The sequence below is a fragment of the Pedobacter paludis genome (assembly GCF_003173575.1).
Taxonomy (GTDB): domain Bacteria; phylum Bacteroidota; class Bacteroidia; order Sphingobacteriales; family Sphingobacteriaceae; genus Pedobacter; species Pedobacter paludis.
In genome coordinates this window covers 44,277-61,659 of record NZ_QGNY01000010.1, presented here as the reverse complement: position 1 = coordinate 61,659, position 17,383 = coordinate 44,277, and the positions used below count along the sequence as shown (strand labels likewise).

General features: G+C 37.8%; 9 protein-coding genes. 7 read left to right on the top strand and 2 right to left on the bottom strand.

Annotation, left to right across the window (positions count from 1 at the left end; translation table 11 throughout):
• Positions 1-13: 13 nt before the first annotated feature.
• Genes DF947_RS20990 through DF947_RS22655 form a run of 4 tightly spaced genes read left to right on the top strand, consistent with a single transcriptional unit; the run spans position 14 to position 5,092 of the window.
• On the top strand, positions 14-505 hold the full coding sequence (locus tag DF947_RS20990; protein WP_109932701.1) for a T9SS type A sorting domain-containing protein: 492 nt from the start codon (positions 14-16) through the stop codon (positions 503-505).
• A gap of 30 nt (positions 506-535) precedes the next feature.
• Positions 536-1,678 carry a type IX secretion system outer membrane channel protein PorV gene (gene porV, locus DF947_RS20985; RefSeq protein ID WP_109932699.1) on the top strand — a complete coding sequence of 381 codons (1,143 nt, stop codon included), beginning with the start codon at positions 536-538 and terminating at the stop codon, positions 1,676-1,678.
• Between the two features lie 32 nt (positions 1,679-1,710).
• Positions 1,711-2,058, top strand: a complete 348-nt coding sequence (locus DF947_RS20980; RefSeq protein WP_109932697.1) for a hypothetical protein — start codon at positions 1,711-1,713, stop codon at positions 2,056-2,058.
• Positions 2,059-2,095: 37 nt separating this feature from the next.
• Positions 2,096-5,092 (top strand): collagen-like protein, encoded by a 2,997-nt coding sequence (locus DF947_RS22655; protein WP_240615435.1) that lies wholly within the window; start codon positions 2,096-2,098, stop codon positions 5,090-5,092.
• 54 nt (positions 5,093-5,146) lie between these two features.
• Here the strand turns inward: DF947_RS22655 and DF947_RS20970 are convergent, their stop codons facing one another.
• Complete coding sequence (locus DF947_RS20970; protein WP_109932695.1) at positions 5,147-8,053, bottom strand: DNA gyrase/topoisomerase IV subunit A; 2,907 nt, start codon at positions 8,051-8,053, stop codon at positions 5,147-5,149.
• 289 nt (positions 8,054-8,342) lie between these two features.
• On the bottom strand, positions 8,343-8,840 hold the full coding sequence (locus tag DF947_RS20965) for a cytidine deaminase (RefSeq protein ID WP_109932693.1): 498 nt from the start codon (positions 8,838-8,840) through the stop codon (positions 8,343-8,345).
• A 147-nt stretch (positions 8,841-8,987) separates the two neighbouring features.
• On the opposite strand from DF947_RS20965, the gene DF947_RS20960 reads away from it, so the two are divergent.
• From DF947_RS20960 to DF947_RS20950, 3 genes are read left to right on the top strand one after another with little or no spacing between them, the layout of a single operon-like run.
• Positions 8,988-13,982: a translocation/assembly module TamB domain-containing protein gene (locus DF947_RS20960; protein WP_109932797.1), complete on the top strand. Its 4,995-nt coding sequence runs from the start codon at positions 8,988-8,990 to the stop codon at positions 13,980-13,982.
• Positions 13,966-16,278, top strand: a complete 2,313-nt coding sequence (tamL, locus tag DF947_RS20955) for a translocation and assembly module lipoprotein TamL (protein ID WP_109932691.1) — start codon at positions 13,966-13,968, stop codon at positions 16,276-16,278. The genes DF947_RS20960 and tamL overlap by 17 nt, the downstream gene beginning before the upstream one ends.
• Before the next feature lie 7 nt (positions 16,279-16,285).
• On the top strand, positions 16,286-17,314 hold the full coding sequence (locus DF947_RS20950; RefSeq protein ID WP_109932689.1) for a YihY/virulence factor BrkB family protein: 1,029 nt from the start codon (positions 16,286-16,288) through the stop codon (positions 17,312-17,314).
• The last annotated feature ends 69 nt before the right edge of the window (positions 17,315-17,383 follow it).

Genomic DNA, 17,383 nt, shown 5'->3' with positions numbered 1-17,383 from the left:
ATTTCGACGCTCTATGAAAAAGGTAATTGTACTCTCATTATTTTGTTGGCTCCTTTCAACAAATATTAACGCTCAAACCACGTTAACAAGAAGTGTTGTTGCAAGTACTGGCGGAAGCGCACAGGCTGGCAATACACTTATTCAATTCACTGTTGGCGAAGTTGCCGTTCTTACGCAACAAAGTTCTGCTGTTTTACTTACTCAAGGTTTTCAACAGCCAGAATTCACCATCTCCTCTTTAGCTGCGCCAGCAGTTGGAAATATGAGAGTATATCCAAATCCAGCAGTTGGAAAAACCAAAGTCGATTTTGATTTATTAACGGATGCCAAAGTGCTGATCAATTTAGTAAATAACGCTGGCCAAATTGTTCATTCTAGCACGGTTACGAGCCTTGCGGGCAAAATAGAATATGTTATTCCGTTAAATGGTCTCGCCTCTGGCATGTATCACGTTGTGCTTTACGTTAATTTCCGAACATTTTCTGAAAAGCTCGTTATTCAATAAAGTTAATTTTTACCTACTTAAAATATTTTCATGAAAACGCTTATCAAAATCGCATATGGTGTATTTGCATTGCTTTGCATTGCATTTTACAGCCACGCTCAAGTTCAAAATCAATATAATACTGTAACCACAGGTGCTTCATTTCTACTCATTAGCCCCGATGCCCGAAGTACTGGTGTTGCAGAGGCAGGAACCGGATTAATGAGTGATGCAAACTCTGGCTTTATGAATGGCGCCAAGCTTTCTTTTGCTGATAAAACCGGTCTCAGTGTTTCTTATGTTCCGTGGTTAAGGGAAATCGATAAGAATTTACATTTAGGGAATCTAAGTGCCTATCATCAATTTGGAGATCGGGAAGCGATAGGACTTTCCTTAAAATATTTAGACTTGGGAAGCATCAATTTTAGAGATGAAAGCGGAGGCCTATTACAACAATATCAAGCAAGCGAATTCTCTATAGATGGAACTTACTCTAGAAAATTTGGAGATGCACTTGCCATCGCATTAACGGGCAGGTACATTAGAAGCGACCTCGGAATGGGCACTTTTAATGGCATGGAAGTGAGTGCAGTAAATGGATATTCTGCCGATGTTAGTGTATACTCTGAAAAAACCTTAACCAATTCGAGATATGCATGGGGCGTAAGTTTAACCAATATTGGAACAAAATTAAAATACTCATCAACCCCGGGTGGAGAATCTTTTTTACCCATGAATCTTAGAATTGGCGGTGGTTATACCCTCTTAAAAAATAAATCTAACAGCTTAACCTTTTTGCTTGATGTAAATAAACTGATGGTGCCAACTCCTCCAAGATATAAGTTGGATGCAAATGGAATTGCTACATCAGAAATCGAGAAAGGTAAAGATCCAAACAGAAGTGTTCCCAATGCTTTGTTTTCTTCTCTTTTTGATGCGCCAGGTGGCTTTAGAGAAGAAATATCAGAATTTACAATCGCTGGAGGAGTGGAATTTTCTTATCAGAATCAATTTTTTATCCGCTCGGGATATTTTTATGAGGATCCAGAGAAAGGAAACAGACAGCATTTTGCCGCAGGGATAGGCTTAAAATTAAAACCGTTTCAATTTGATATGAGCTACATCGCCCCAGTTTCTAAAAGATACGTACTAAGAAACGGGATCAAGTTCACCTTAAGTTATTCAATTGATTAAAATATTAAACAACCAATAAACCATCTAAAAAAATGAAAAAATTATTTTTCTTGCTGATGTTGGCCGTAGTTGGCATCGCAAATGCAAAGGCTCAAAAATCGACCATTGGCACTTTATTCCCAAATAAAACAACAGAAGAACTTAAGTTGCAAAAACCCAAGGTACAAGCTGTTTCCAAGGATGTAAGTACACCAACAAAACAGAGGTTATTTCAAAACTATACGCCAGCAGTTCAAAAAACTCGTATTAATGCTACTCAAAAAGGTGCGCAGGCAAATGAAAAAATGGCTTCAGATACTGAAAAAAAAGAGGAGAAAAAAGAGGCTAAATCTGAAGTAAAAATGCCACCAATGCAGCAGGAAACTGGCAACAAGCAATAAATAATTTCAACTATCTCTACAATTAAAATAATTTAACATGAAAAAGTTTACTTACATACTTACGCTCGCACTTGCATTGTTTTTTGGCAATGCTTATGCACAAAGTGGACTAACAGGAATAAATTACCAAGCAGTTGCCCGTAATAATGATGGGACGGTTTTGGCGAAACAAAACATAAAAGTTAGAATTTCGATTTTGGGAAATACAGCCAATGGTCCAGTTCAATATTCAGAAACACATGACTTAAGCACAAATAATTTAGGTCTTTTTACTTTACAAATTGGTAAAGGGAGTCCATCTACAGGTACGCTTGCGGGTGTTCCGTGGCAAAATGCCAATCAATTTTTAAAAGTTGAATTGGCTATTGGTGGCGGAAGCTTCGCAGACTTGGGCACTACACAACTGATGAGCGTTCCTTTTGCACTTTACGCAGCCAATGGTAACCCTGGCCCTATTGGCCCGGCAGGACCTATCGGACCAGTTGGCCCAACGGGAATTCAAGGACCTGCAGGAGCAACGGGACCTGCAGGAATCCAAGGACCCATAGGCGCAACTGGTCCGGCAGGACCCACCGGTGCTACAGGAGCAGTTGGACCCGTAGGCCCAGCTGGTCCAGTAGGCACAACCGGAGCTGCTGGCCCTATTGGTCCTGTTGGACCAGCAGGTGTACAAGGAACACAAGGCCCGGTTGGAGCTACCGGCCCAGCCGGACCTATAGGACCAGTTGGCCCTGCTGGAGCCTTAACTGGTGTTGCGGGCGGAGATTTAACGGGTAATTATCCTAACCCAAATGTAAAGGGAATTCAAAATGTTGCAATTTCTGCAACAGCTCCTACAAATGGTCAGGTATTGAAATACAATGGAACGAGCTGGGCACCAGGAACAGATGCGGGTGGTTCTCTAACACTTCCATATGCAGCTACGGAAAATAATGCAGCAACTTTATTTTCTATTACCAATAATGGCGATGGAACCTCTATTGAAGGTGTTAATAATACAACGACTTCAAGTATTGCTCCCGTGAGGGGAATTGTATCTTCAACCGCTCCAGGTGGATTTTCATCAGCTGTAAGAGGTATAAATAATGGTACAGGCGGCTTAGGTATTGGCGTTTGGGGAAGCCAAGCTGGAAGTGGTTGGGGTGTGTATGGCGTTACACCAAATGGCTTAGGGGTTTATGGAAATTCATCTGCTGGCGGTTATGGCGTTTATGCCAATAGTAATAGCGGAACGGGATTATATGCAACTTCTACAAATGGCCCAGCAGCAAATATAGCTATTAACAATAATTCCAATTCAAACATTGCATTATCTGCAAGTACATTAGGAAATGGTACTGTAATTAATGTTTCAACATCAGGTAACGGAGATGGAATATCGTCATCTAGTGGAACAGGTATGGCCGTAAGAGCTACAGTATCTGCTCAAACCTCAGCAGCTATTTTTGGAACCAATACTGGCAATGGAGAATCAGTTGTGGGTATTGCTACAAGTGATATTGCTGGTGCTGTAGTTGGGCGTAATAATGGTGGAGGTTATGGAGTGCGTGGCTTTATTAGCACAAGCACAACAGGCACTGGAGTTGGTGTTCAAGGTGAAATAGGCAGTAATGGCAGCAAGGGTAAAGCGGGTAATTTTATAAATACCAATGCAAATAATACTGATGTAAATACCTTTGAAGTAACTTCGAATACTAATGGGAATATTCCTGATAATACCATCGGGAATGCGGCCTCATTTACTTTAAATAACACCAATAGCGTTGGTTCAGCTGTTCGTGGCGAAGTAAATTCGATTTTTGGGAATTTTGGGACAGCAGGAATTTTCGGAGTATCATCTGGTACAGGAGGCCGAGCAGGATTATTTTACGCTTCAAACCCAGCTGGAAATGGTGCTGCACTTGTTGCTTTAACAGATGGAAATGGAAATGCCATTACTGCAAATGCAGGAAAAGACGGCAATGCAGTGGAAGCCAATATTGATGGAGCCGGAAAAGCCATTTATGGTTGGGTACCAAGTTTCGGAACAGGTCAGCCTGCTGCATTTAGAAATTTCAACTCTTCTAATGATAATATAGTTGTAGAAGCATCTACTATAGGTAATGGTGCTGCTGGTAGCTTTAAAGTTGATAATAATAACGGAACAGCTCCTGCCGTAAAAGGTGAAGTAAATTCAATTTTCGCAAATTTTGGAACGGCTGGGGTTTATGGTTTATCATCTGGAACTGGAGGTTATGGTGGGTTATTCTACTCATCGAATGCTGCTGGTAATGGACCTGCATTAATTGCTTTAACAGAAGGTAACGGAAATGGTGTGACCGCTAATGCCGGCAAAAACGGAAATGGCGTTGAAGCCAATTGTGATGGAACGGGAAATGCAATTTATGGATGGATTCCTAATTTTGGTGGTGGTAAAGCCGCACGTTTTGCCAATTTTAATACAGCCAACGGAAATCCTACAGTTCATGTAACTAACGCTGGTACTGGTAATGCTCTACTGATTAATCATTCTGGAGCATCGGGCAATATATTTGTTGGACAGGATAATGGTACTAATGTTGCTCGTGTTAACCTTGCAGGAAAAGGATTTTTTAATGGAGGTACACAAGCAAGTGGTGCCGATGTTGCAGAAGCATTTGATGTACATGGAGAAGTTAAAGATTTTGAGCCCGGAGATATCTTGGTAATCTCTACGGAAAAAGATAGAACAGTAGAAAAATCAACAGGTGCCTATTCAAACTTAGTGGCAGGTGTTTATGCAACCAAACCTGGTCTTCTATTGACAGAAGAAAACATAGATTCTGAATTATTAGGCAAAGTGCCAATGGGTGTAATCGGGGTAATCCCTACTAAAGTTTGCATAGAAGGTGGAGCGATAAAAAGAGGCGATATGCTGGTAACTTCTTCGCAAAATGGGGTAGCTATGAAAGCAGATTTGAATAAGGTTAAAGTTGGCCAGGTTTTAGGAAAAGCTTTACAAGATTTTAATCAGCCTACTGTTGCAAAAATAAATGTATTGGTTAGTGTAAAATAGTAATATCAGTATAAACAAGAAAGGCGCTTAAATAATTTAAGCGCCTTTCTTGTTTTAAAACAATCCCAACTGACCTTTATCGTCGATATCAATATCATCTGGATTGGTAATTTCAAAATCTACCTTTTTTGTTGGTTTCTCTTCAGCCTTGGGTTGTTCTGTTTTCTTCTCTTTCTCGGGCTTAGGTTCTTCCTTTTTAATTGGTTCAGAAACTGGTTCTTCTTCAACAGTTTTTTCAAAAGGATATTCAACAGGTTTTTCAGATTCAGCAACTGGTTCTACAAGCTTTTCAACTTTTGTCTCTGATTTTTTAACAGCTGGTTCTTTTTCAACCTCTTGAGGACTTGAAATCTCTATTGATTCTTCTTTAGCAATCGAATCAGGTGTGTTGTTATTATCTTCGGCAGTCTCTTCTGCTGGATCAGGTTCTTCTATCGGTTCAGTACTCTGGGTCTCCTCTTCAGGTTCTTCCAAAACAACTTTTTGAACATCGTGAGGAGACAAACGGTTACCATTGGCCTTTAAACCTTTTACATCAATCAGTTCAGATAAAATCAGGTCTAACGTTTCGGGAATTTGTGTTTTTCCTTTTAAAACATCTACAACAACTTTTGCATCTGGGTTTGCTGTTAAATATAATAATCGAGATTTAGGCTCCTCGCTAATGAAGACAACCTTTTTCCCGATCGATTGCAATTCAAATACAAAACGCTTGATGAAGTAATTCTGTGCCTTGCCATCAAAATGAACGGCAGCAAAAATCTTTTCAGGATTGAACTTTTGGATTAAAATCAAGCCATCATCAAAATGGTTGCTCAATTCGAAAGAGCTTAACTCGTAATAGCCATCTTTATGAACTTGCAAAATACGGTCATCTCCATCAAATTCGCCCAAATACTTCCCTCTGCCATCAACATTGAGGCGTTTTAGTAAATCATCGTACCAAATCTTTAATCCTGATAATGTAGAAACACCTTTGCTTTTAAGTATAATTTTCTTAACCGGATATTTTGATATAATGTTCCCCTGAGATCCACGCCCTTTGATTGCAACTTCAGCAAAATCTTGATCAAACTGTAACTTGCGCAATTTGGAATGCGGTTTTAGGGCAACATTTACAATTTCGGCCTCACCGTTAGGATTAGCCGTAAAATATAAAATCTTCGATCCTTTTGATCCCTTGGTTAAGTCGTATTCCTTATCGCGGGTTACGCCAACAACCGCAAAACGTTTGATGTATGACGTACCGCTAGAACCATCTTTATAAATCAGGTTATAAATTGTACGTTCATCGTTTTTCTTGAAAACCTGCGCATGAATAATGCCCTTGCCAACAAAAGTTTTATCTGCAACCTTGGTTATAATACATTTTCCATCTTCGCGGAAAACAATAATTTCATCGATATCAGAACAATCGGCTACAAATTCATCTTTACGCAGGCCAGATCCAATAAAACCATCTTCACGGTTCATGTATAGTTTAACATTTGCCAAGGCTACTTTCGATGCTTCTACACGGTCGAACAAACGAATCTCGGTTTTACGCTCTCTACCTTTACTATACTTATCTTTCAACCGTTGAAACCAGGCAATTGCATAATCGGTTAGATGCCTTAAGTGATTTTTTACCACTTTAATTTCATCTTCCAGATTTTTCATCTGCTCGTCGGCTTTTTTCACATCAAAACGCGTGATGCTGCTCATGGGCTTATCGATCAGCTTTTTGAAATCCTCCGGTAAAATCTCGCGATAAAGCGAAGGTTTAAAGGGATCAAAAAGTAAATGTAATACCTCTACAACGGTTTCAAAATTACTGGAGTTTTCATATTCAGGATTTTTGTACATGCCTTCCTGAATAAATATCTTTAACAAAGAACTGAAGAAAATTTTCTCTTGCAACTCATGCAAGCGAATTTCCAGTTCCTTTTTTAAAAGTTCTTTGGTGTGTTTCGTATTCTCGATCAGAATATCGTTTACACTTAAAAAATGCGGTTTATCACCCTGAATGATACAGGTATTTGGAGATATAGAGACCTCGCATGCCGTGAAAGCGTAGAGCGCATCAATGGTTACATTAGGAGAAATTCCTGGTGCCAGGTGCACCACAATTTCTACGCTGGCAGCGGTGTTGTCTTCAATTTTTTTGATCTTAATCTTACCCTTATCATTGGCAGATAAAATACTGTCAATAACAGATCCCGTTGTGGTACTAAAAGGAACCTCGGTAATTACTAAAGTCTTCTTATCCTTTTCGGTGATTTTTGCCCGTACTCGGATTTTACCCCCACGCTGACCTTCATTATAATTAGTGAAATCAGCCATTCCACCTGTAAAAAAATCGGGCAGAATATTTGGTCGAACGCCTTTCAATGCCTCGATGGAAGCATCTAAAAGTTCGATAAAATTATGGGGCATAACTTTGGTGGCCAAACCTACAGCAATCCCCTCCGCCCCTTGTGCCAATAACAAGGGAAATTTAACGGGTAAAGTAACCGGTTCATTATTTCTACCGTCGTAACTTAATTGCCAGATTGTGGTATCGGCATTAAAAACAACCTCGTTTGCAAATTTCGATAAACGAGCCTCGATATAACGAGGTGCCGCAGCACTATCGCCGGTAACTGGATCGCCCCAGTTTCCCTGCATATCGATCAGTAAGTCTTTTTGTCCAATCTGAACCATAGCATCGCCAATAGATGCATCACCATGTGGGTGGTACTTCATGGTGTTGCCGATAACGTTGGCCGCTTTATTGAAACGTCCATCATCCATTTCCTTTAACGAATGCATAATACGGCGCTGAACAGGCTTTAATCCATCATGAATATGCGGAACAGCCCGATCCAGAATTACGTAAGATGCGTAATCGAGGAACCAGTTTTCGTACAAACCGTTAATTGGTGTTATGGTATGCTTATGTTCTTCGTTTGGATTTAGGTTTTGGTCTGATTCTTCACTCATCTATTTACAAAAATTGGCAGCCGTAAATATAATAAAAATGATCTCACAGTGTGAAGAGAGGTTATTCACATTTCTTTAATGAAAATTGGGGTAAATGATTTGAAATTAAAACCACCCCTAACCCCCTTGAAAATAAGGAGGGGAGTTAGATAGCGCTATAATTCTACTGTAATATTTATTTGTTTGGGTTTAGCGTACCAAAGCTAATCTAAAAGAAAACTTGCCGAAGCAAAGAACCGCTCCCCCTCCTAAGTTAGGAGGGGCAAGGGGTGGTTAAAAACTAAAGTATTTACGCTTTAGATCCCTGCAATCTATCCTCTACAAAAGCAAAGGGCAATAAACTTTTTACGCTCGGGATTTTCATTACCTCACCGTTTAGGCAATAAAAAATAACTTCTATTGACGAATTCTGTTTCCTTTCAAACTCTGCCATTACCTGCAAACAACCGCCACATGAAGTAACAGGATGCAAAATTTCGAAGGCATCCGTTTTTGCTGTTATGGCCATGCTTTCGATTACTGCATCTGGATAGGTTGCACCGATGGTAAACAAAGCAACACGCTCTGCACATAAACCAGATGGGTAAGCCAGGTTTTCTTGATTGCTTCCTAAAATGGTTTCGCCAGAGGATAAACGGATTGCCGTACCTACTTTAAAATTAGAATAAGGTGAATAGGATGTCGATAATGCCTGCTCAGAAAGCTGACATAATATGCTGTCTTTTTCGCTTAATTCTTGAATGCCAGCGTATTGTTCGAAGCTTATATTTAGGTTTATTGATTTCATTTTTAACTCGTTATGAAACCGCTATTGTTAAATTTTTATAGCGGGCGAACAATTTAGGTTATTTTTTGTATTAATTATAAAAATGTGCGATTAATTAATTTTAATGGCATGCTTTTAGCTTTTGTCAAACACCAAACACGCATCGCTTTGAATAAATACGTACGTAAAAGTCTGAAAATTTTACTTTGGGTAATTGCATCTATAATCATTCTTGTTGTAGGCCTAGCCCTATCCTTAAATATCCCAGCGGTACAAAATTTTGTAAAGGGAAAGGCCATTGATTACCTTAAAAACAAAACCAAGACAGAAGTTAGTCTTGAAAGCATCAAAATTGCACTTCCAAAGGATGTCGTTTTAAACAAGTTTTATATTGAGGATAGAAAAGGTGATACTTTATTGTATGCTGAAAAACTAGCCGTAGATATTAGTTTATTCAAACTGCTAAAAAACACAGTTGAGATTAATAACATTGAACTAAAAAACATACGTGCGAATGTGAAGCGCATAAATCCGGATACAACTTTTAACTTTTCTTTTTTGGTTGATGCTTTTATGAGCGAACAAAAAAAACCTGATGAAAAAGTTAATAAAGACACCACATCTACACTTAAATTTTCTGTTGATAAAGTTTCTTTCGAGGATATTGGAATTACCTACCGTGATGATGTGGCCGGAAATGACGTGAAATTATATCTAGGTGCCTTTAAAACCAAAATAAAAGATTTTGATTTGGCGAATCAGCATTATGTTATTAAAGAGTTATCCTTAAACAATACCTCTCTAAAATATTTACAGCAGAAACCACTTACCCAATTGGTTCAGCACCTAACAAACAGTGTTGATAGCAGTCAGAAAAAAACTGGAAAACTCCCATTAATCGAAGTTCAGAATTTTGCCTTCAACAATGTAAAGGTTAATTATGATGATCAAATCTCGACTACCAAAGCTGTTGCCGATGTAAATGAACTCGGCCTGGTAAACCTTAAAGTAGATTTAACCAATAGCAAATACACCGTTGACGATGCTAAACTAAATAAGTCGAATATTTTATTTGCTTTTAAACCTGCTCCATCCAACGATTTAAAAAAGGTTAAAGACACTGTTGTTCCAGAAAAATCGCCTTTAGGATTAATCATCAAAAATATTAGCTTGGCAGATAACAATGTTCAGTTTGATAACCTTGGTGCAAAACCAGCTCCTAAAGGAATGGATTTTAACCACCTAAAAATTAATGGATTAACATTTGGGGCAAGTGATGTAAATTATAGCGCAGCTGGAATAAAAGCCAATGTTAAAAATGGTTCGCTAAAAGAGAAAAGCGGTTTCACATTGAATGAATTAAAAGGAAATGCAGTTTACAACGATAAGTTAATTAAGCTGAGCAATTTCGTTTTGAAAACGCCTAATACAACCATAGAAAATGCCACGGAACTAAACTTTACGTCAATGGATGATTTAACAAAACATCCCGAACGCGTAAAATTAAGCTTGAATTTTAAAAACACAACAATCGGTTTAAAAGATGCCGGATTCTTTAGCGATGCAATTCCTGCAAATTATCGCAACGAAAAAATCAAGTTGAATGCAGATGTTAATGGATATTTGAACAATTTAAATATCCCTCGCTTACAGATTAGTGGCTTGAAGAACACACAAATTGACATTAGCGGGAAAGCAAAGGGATTGCCTGATATCAAGAAAACCTATCTCGATTTAAACATCAAAAAATTCTACATTACCAAGAGTGATATTCTGGTTGCCGTACCAAAAAAATCTCTGCCACCAAGCATAGAACTACCGAATGTAATTAATGCAAAAGGTAATTTTAAGGGCTCGATGACGGATTTTAACACCAACCTAAACATCCAAACGGATATGGGAGGTGCTGTTGTAGTAGCCGGGATGAAAGGACCAAAAGGTAGAGAAAGTTATAAAGCCAACGTAAGTTTAAATAATTTTAATGTTGGGCGCTTGCTAAAAATGCAACCGAAACTTGGGCGTATTTCTGCAAAGGCCGATGTTGTAGGAACGGGCCTTGATCCTAAAAAAATCAATGCAAAATTTAATGCCAAAGTACTGAGTGCTTATTACAACAAATACACTTATCGCAATTTAAACGTAGCCGGAAATTACAGCGGAGAAAACATCAATATAAAAAGCAGCATGCCAGATAGCAATGCCAATTTTGCTTTAGATGCAAAAGTTAATCTTGCAGGGAAATATCCTGCTGTTAAAGCTAACCTGAATTTAAAACAAGTTAATCTACAAGCCTTAAATTTTAGTCCGACGGTTTTAAGCGCTGCTGGAATGGTAAAGGTAGATTTAACCACTGCCGATGCGGATTATTTAAATGGATCAGTTGATATTACCGGTTTGCAGGTAGTAAAAGATGCGCAGCGAATTAATGTAGATACCATTTCTATTCGTGCGAAATCTACCGCAACCGAAAATGAACTTACACTGAAATCAGAAATTTTATCGGCAAAAATCGACGGTAAATACCAGCTTACCAAAGTAAGTAACGCCATTATTAATGAGATTAATAAATATTACGCTTTTGGCCAGGTAACCAAAATTCCTGATCAACGGTTAAGGTTTTTTGTACAGGTTTATGACTCTAAACTATTGAAGAGTTTTGTGCCTGAATTAACGGTGTTTAAACCATCGCAGTTTTATGGTTTAATAGATACTCAAAAAGATAGTCTGCAAATTAAAGGGAATTTCCCACAGGTAGTTTACGGTGATTTTAAAGTAGATACAACTATTTTAAATATAAACAATGATAACAATAAGCTCGCTTACGCATTAACGGTAAAAAGCCTGCAAAGCCCATCTATTGCCCTTTTTAATACTGAGGTTAGCGGCGACGCGGCGAACAATAATTTAGGTGTAAATATCTTTTTAAGAGATAGACAGCTGAAGGATAAATACAGAATTGGCGGAACTTTCCAATCGATTAATAAGGATTTCAAATTTACTTTAGATCCTCAAAAACTGCTTTTAGATTACCAAAAATGGGTGGTTTCACCAGAAAACTATATCCAATTTGGTCAATCGGGTATTTTGGTTAATCAGTTTCAGATTAGCAACAGCGGTCAGTCTTTATCGATAAATAGCAATCCAACTTCGCCAAATGCACCTTTAAATGTCGAATTTAAAGATTTTCAGTTGGAAACTTTAACCAAATTTGCCGAAACAGATACCACTTTGGTTGGCGGGCGTTTAAATGGAACAGCAAATGTTAAGGATTTAGCTTCGAATCCAAAATTTGAAGCCAATTTAACCATCGATCAATTGCGCTATCAAAAAGACCAATTGGGAACGCTCCGTGTAGCTGTAAACAACAATACCCAAAATGCTTTCGAAGTTAATGTTGCTCTAACCGGAGTACACGAATTGAGGGTTAATGGTTTTTATTATACAGCTCCGCAAAGCGCATTGGATTTAACAGTCAACATCGATAAAATTGAAATGAAAAACATCGAAAGTTTATCGCAGGGACAATTGAAAAACGGAACTGGAACGTTAACAGGTGCACTTACAGTTAAGGGTGCTTTAACTGCTCCAAGAATTTTAGGTGATTTAACCTTCAATAATGCTGGAATAAAAGTAGCTTATGTAAATTCTTATTTCCGTATGCCAAACGAAAAGATCTCTTTCAACAATGAAGGAATTCGTTTTAACAACTTTACCCTAATTGATTCGTTAAATCAAAAAGCAACCATTAACGGAAGCGTATTTACAACTGATTTTAAGAATTATCGCTTTGGCTTGGACATCAATATGAACAACTTCAGGGCAATTAATTCAACCGCAGCCGATAACGACATGATTTATGGGACGGTATTCTTAACCAGCAACATTAAAGTTCGTGGAGATTTAAATCAGCCAGATGTAAACATGAACATCAAGGTTAATAAGGGAACCAAATTCTTCTTTGCCTTGCCTTCAAATGATCCTTCGGTGATTGACCAGGATGGCATTGTTCAGTTTATTGATGCAGATGCACCGCCGTTTAACGGACAGCGAGCTTTAAAGGTAGATAGTGTAAGTAAATCGCCTGTTAAGGGAATTAATCTTGTTGCTGCAATAACAATAGACCCAGAAGCTGAATTGAATGTGGTTGTAGATCCTGCTAATGGAGATGCACTGAATGTTAAAGGAGATGCAAATTTAAATGCGACGATGGATCCAAGCGGAAAAATCAGTTTAACCGGTCGCTACGAAATTGTTGATGGATCTTATAATTTATCTGTTGGTCCATTAGGTAAAAAAGCATTTAAATTGGTTAAGGGCAGTACAATTATATGGACTGGCGAACCTACCACGGCCAATGTAAATCTAAGTGCATTGTATGAGGTTAACGCCGCTCCTATTGATTTGATTAATGATCCATCGAATATTCAGGCTAAAACAAAATTGCCTTTCCAAGTTTATTTAATGATGAAAGGCGAACTTTTGAAACCGATCATCTCCTTTAAATTAGATTTGCCAGAAAATGAGCGGAATGCATTGGGCGGAATTGTTTACACCAAACTACTAAATGTAAATCGCGATGAAAGTGAGCTGAACAAACAGGTATTTGCTTTATTGGCCTTAAACAGATTTATCGCTAATAATCCATTCCAAAGCTTGGCTGGTGGCGGAGGCGGTGTTTCTACCCTAGCCCGAGCAAGTGTAAGTAAGCTTTTAACAGAGCAACTGAATAATTTAACATCCGACTTGATTCAAGGGGTAGATCTTAACTTCGGTGTAAATTCATCAGAAGATTATTCTACAGGTTCACTGCAGCAAAAAACCGATCTGGAAGTTGGCCTCTCTAAAAAACTTTTAAACGATAGATTAACTGTTACCGTTGGAAGTTCTTTTGCCTTGGAAGGTCCTCAGGCACCAGGAGAAAAATCGACCAATATTGCTGGAAACGTAAATGTAGAATATGCGCTTTCTGCAGATGGAAGATATCGTTTAAGGGCTTATCGCAGAAACCAAAACGATATGATTGTTCAGGGACAGATTATTGAAACCGGTTTGGGTTTTACCTTGGTTGTTGACTACAATAAATTCAGAGAAATTTTTCAGAAAAAAAGAATAAAAAGAATCAGAAACATTGAACAAAAAGCACAAAATGAGACAACTAACTAGACCCTTTTTATTTTTAATGGCCTGTTTAGTTTGGGCGGGCTGTAGCAGTACAAAATCCTTAAAACCTGGACAAATTTTATATACAGGTGCCGAAGTAAAAATTAATCCTGATTCTTCGGGGAAAATTCATGATGAAAAACAAGTTAAAACAGACTTGGAAAGCAAAACGAGACCACGTCCCAATAAATCCATTTTGGGCATAAAATATAAACTTGCACTTTACAACCTTGCGGGTGAGCCTAAAAAACCAAAAGGATTTAAAAATTGGTTAAGAAGACAGGGCGAACCGCCAGTATTACTTAGCGAAGTAAAACTAAAATATAACAATGATGTTTTAACAAGTTACCTGCTAAGCGAGGGGTATTTACAAGCTGAAGTTACCGGAGATACCGTTGTAAAGGACAAAAAAGGAAAGGCAATTTATACTGCAAATACTGGCGATCGATACAAAATCAACAAAATCAATTTCCCACCCGATACAGGTGTGCTTACTAAAATTATCAATGCCAATAAAGACAAAACCTTATTAAAAACCGGCGATTTTTATGATCTTGATGTTTATAAAAATGAAAGAATAAGAATTGATAATGACCTTAAAGAACAGGGATACTTTTATTTTAGTCCGGATTACTTAATCTTACAAGTAGATAGTACCATTGGAAAAAACCTGGTAAATGTTTCGGTTAAAGTTAAAGATATTGCTCCAGATGCTGGGTTAAAACCTTATACCATTAAAAACATTAACATTTACCCAAACTATTCTTTAAGAAGAGATAGTATTTTGAGAAAATTAAAACCGCTAGAATACAAGGATTTTAACATTTACGACGATAAAAATACGTTTAAGCCAAGGCTTTTCGATCGACTGGTTTTCTTTCAAAAAGGGGAGCCATATAATCGTAGAGACCACAACCAATCGTTAAACAGAATGGTTAACATTGGTGCTTTTCAGGATGTTAGAGCTGAATTTTTACCCGACAGCTCTAAAAATGCACAACTCGATCTTAATATTTATCTAACGCCGCTAAAGAAGAATTCATTAACCTTTTCAGTAACCGGAACAAGTAAATCGAACAATTTTGTCGGATCGGAAGTGAAGTTAACACAAACCACAAGGAACTTATTTAGAGGGGCAGAACAATTGGATGTAAGTGTAAGCGGTGGCTTTGAAACGCAAACATCGGGTACTTCCTTAGGTAAAAATTCCTTATCGTTAACTGCAGAAGGTAAATTAACATTTCCAAGATTTATAGTGCCTTTCTATAAACCGAATAGTACGAATGCATTTATCCCAAAAACGATTGCGTCGCTTTCGTATCAAATGCTAAACCGTGGCTCTGAATATACCCTAAACGCATTTAAGGGAGAGTTTGGATACAATTTTAAGGAAAACATTTACAAGGAACATAATTTTAATCCGATCTCCGTAAGTTATATTTCTACAAGTTTCCCTTCAACAAAAATTAGAGATAGCTTATACGATATTAATCCCCTCCTTAGAACAACTCTAGAAGATCAATTCATTATTGGAAGTAATTACAACTTTACTTATACCAACCAAATGGAGGATAGTAGAAGGAATAACGTTTACTTCTATGGCGGATTAGAAACTGGCGGTAATGTTTGGGGTGCATTTGTTCCTAAAAACGAGGAAGGAAAACGTACGCTTTTTAATGTGCCACTTTCTCAATTTATAAGAACAGAACTTGATTTTAGAGATTACTATAAAATTAACAGAAACCTAATCTGGGCCAACCGTCTAAATCTGGGCTATGGCTACGCATACGGCAATAGTACTTCATTGCCTTTTGTAAGACAGTTTTTTGCTGGTGGAAGCAATGATATAAGAGCTTTTGCAGCAAGGACTTTAGGGCCAGGAACTTTTAAAGTTAAGGATGATGCAATTTTTGCAGACCAAGGTGGAGATATTAAATTGATGCTAAACTCTGAGTTAAGGTTTAAAATTGTGAGTATTCTTTACGGTGCATTATTTGTTGATGCCGGAAATATCTGGTTGCGAAAAGAAGATCTTGGTGTTCCAGGAACAACTAATTTAGGCAGACCCGGTTCAGGGTTTAAACTGAAAAATGCACTTAACGAACTTGCCGTTGGTACTGGAGCTGGTGTACGTGTAGATGCAACAATCTTTGTAATCAGATTAGATGTTGCTTTCCCTGTGCGCAAACCTTATTTGCCTGATGGACAACGTTGGGTGCTTGACCAGGTTGCTTTCGGAAATAAAGACTGGCGAAAACAAAATTTAATCTTTAATATTGGGATAGGCTATCCATTTTAATTTTTCAATGAAAATAATCAATAAGATTAAAAATTTCTTTATTGCCCTTTATCATCTTTTTATAGCTGCAGGGAAAGGTTTTGCTGAAGATCGAATTACTAAACTTAGTGCATCATTAGCTTATTACACTATTTTTTCCCTTACGCCACTCATAATCATTATTTTATCGGCCGCTACATTGTTTTTTGGCGATAAGATGAATACCAATACAAGAAATAGATTTTTTGTTCAGGTTACAGAAATGGTAGGTAAAGATGCGGCAACTCAAATACAGGGATTTGTAGAGCATGCTAATAAAACAGGGCAGTCTACTATTGGATTAATTATCGGAATTGCAACACTTGTTATTGGCTCTACCGCAATTTTTATCGAAATTCAGGACAGCATCAATATGATTTGGAAAGTAAAAGCCATCCCTAAAAAAGGCTGGTTAAAAATGCTTACAAATAGGTTATTGTCATTTTCGCTAATTGTATCTATGGGCTTTTTACTTTTGGTTTCTTTAGTTGTAAATAGCGTGGTTGTGGGTCTTGGCGACAAACTGATTTCATTGCTTTCAAAAAGCGAGATTGATAAAGTGGTTCCTGTTGCGGATGATACAATGGCTTTAATTATCTACATTTTAAACAACGTAATTACCTTAGCTGCTGTTACCGCTGTTTTTACCGTAATATTTAAAGTTTTGCCCGATGTGGTAATTAAATGGAAATCGGCCATTATTGGTGCCTTATTTACGGCTGTACTATTTAGCCTTGGAAAGTATTTAATCGGGATTTATATTGAAAAGGGAAATCCGGGTTCGGCATTTGGTGCAGCAAGTTCGATAATTGTTATTTTACTTTGGATTTATTATACCTCGATAATCTTATATTTTGGTGCAGAGTTTACCCAAGCTTACGCAGAGAAATACGACGGTGGCATTAAACCAAGTAAATACGCTGTATTCACCAAGATTACCATCGTAGAAAAGAAAGTTGATGTGCTTCCTCCCCAACACCCGGAAGATACTGTAGATGCTCCGAAGGTTAATCAGTAATTCCAGTCAATGGTCATTAGTCATTGGTTATTAGTCATTAGTTATTGGTCATTGGTCAGAAACTTTAAA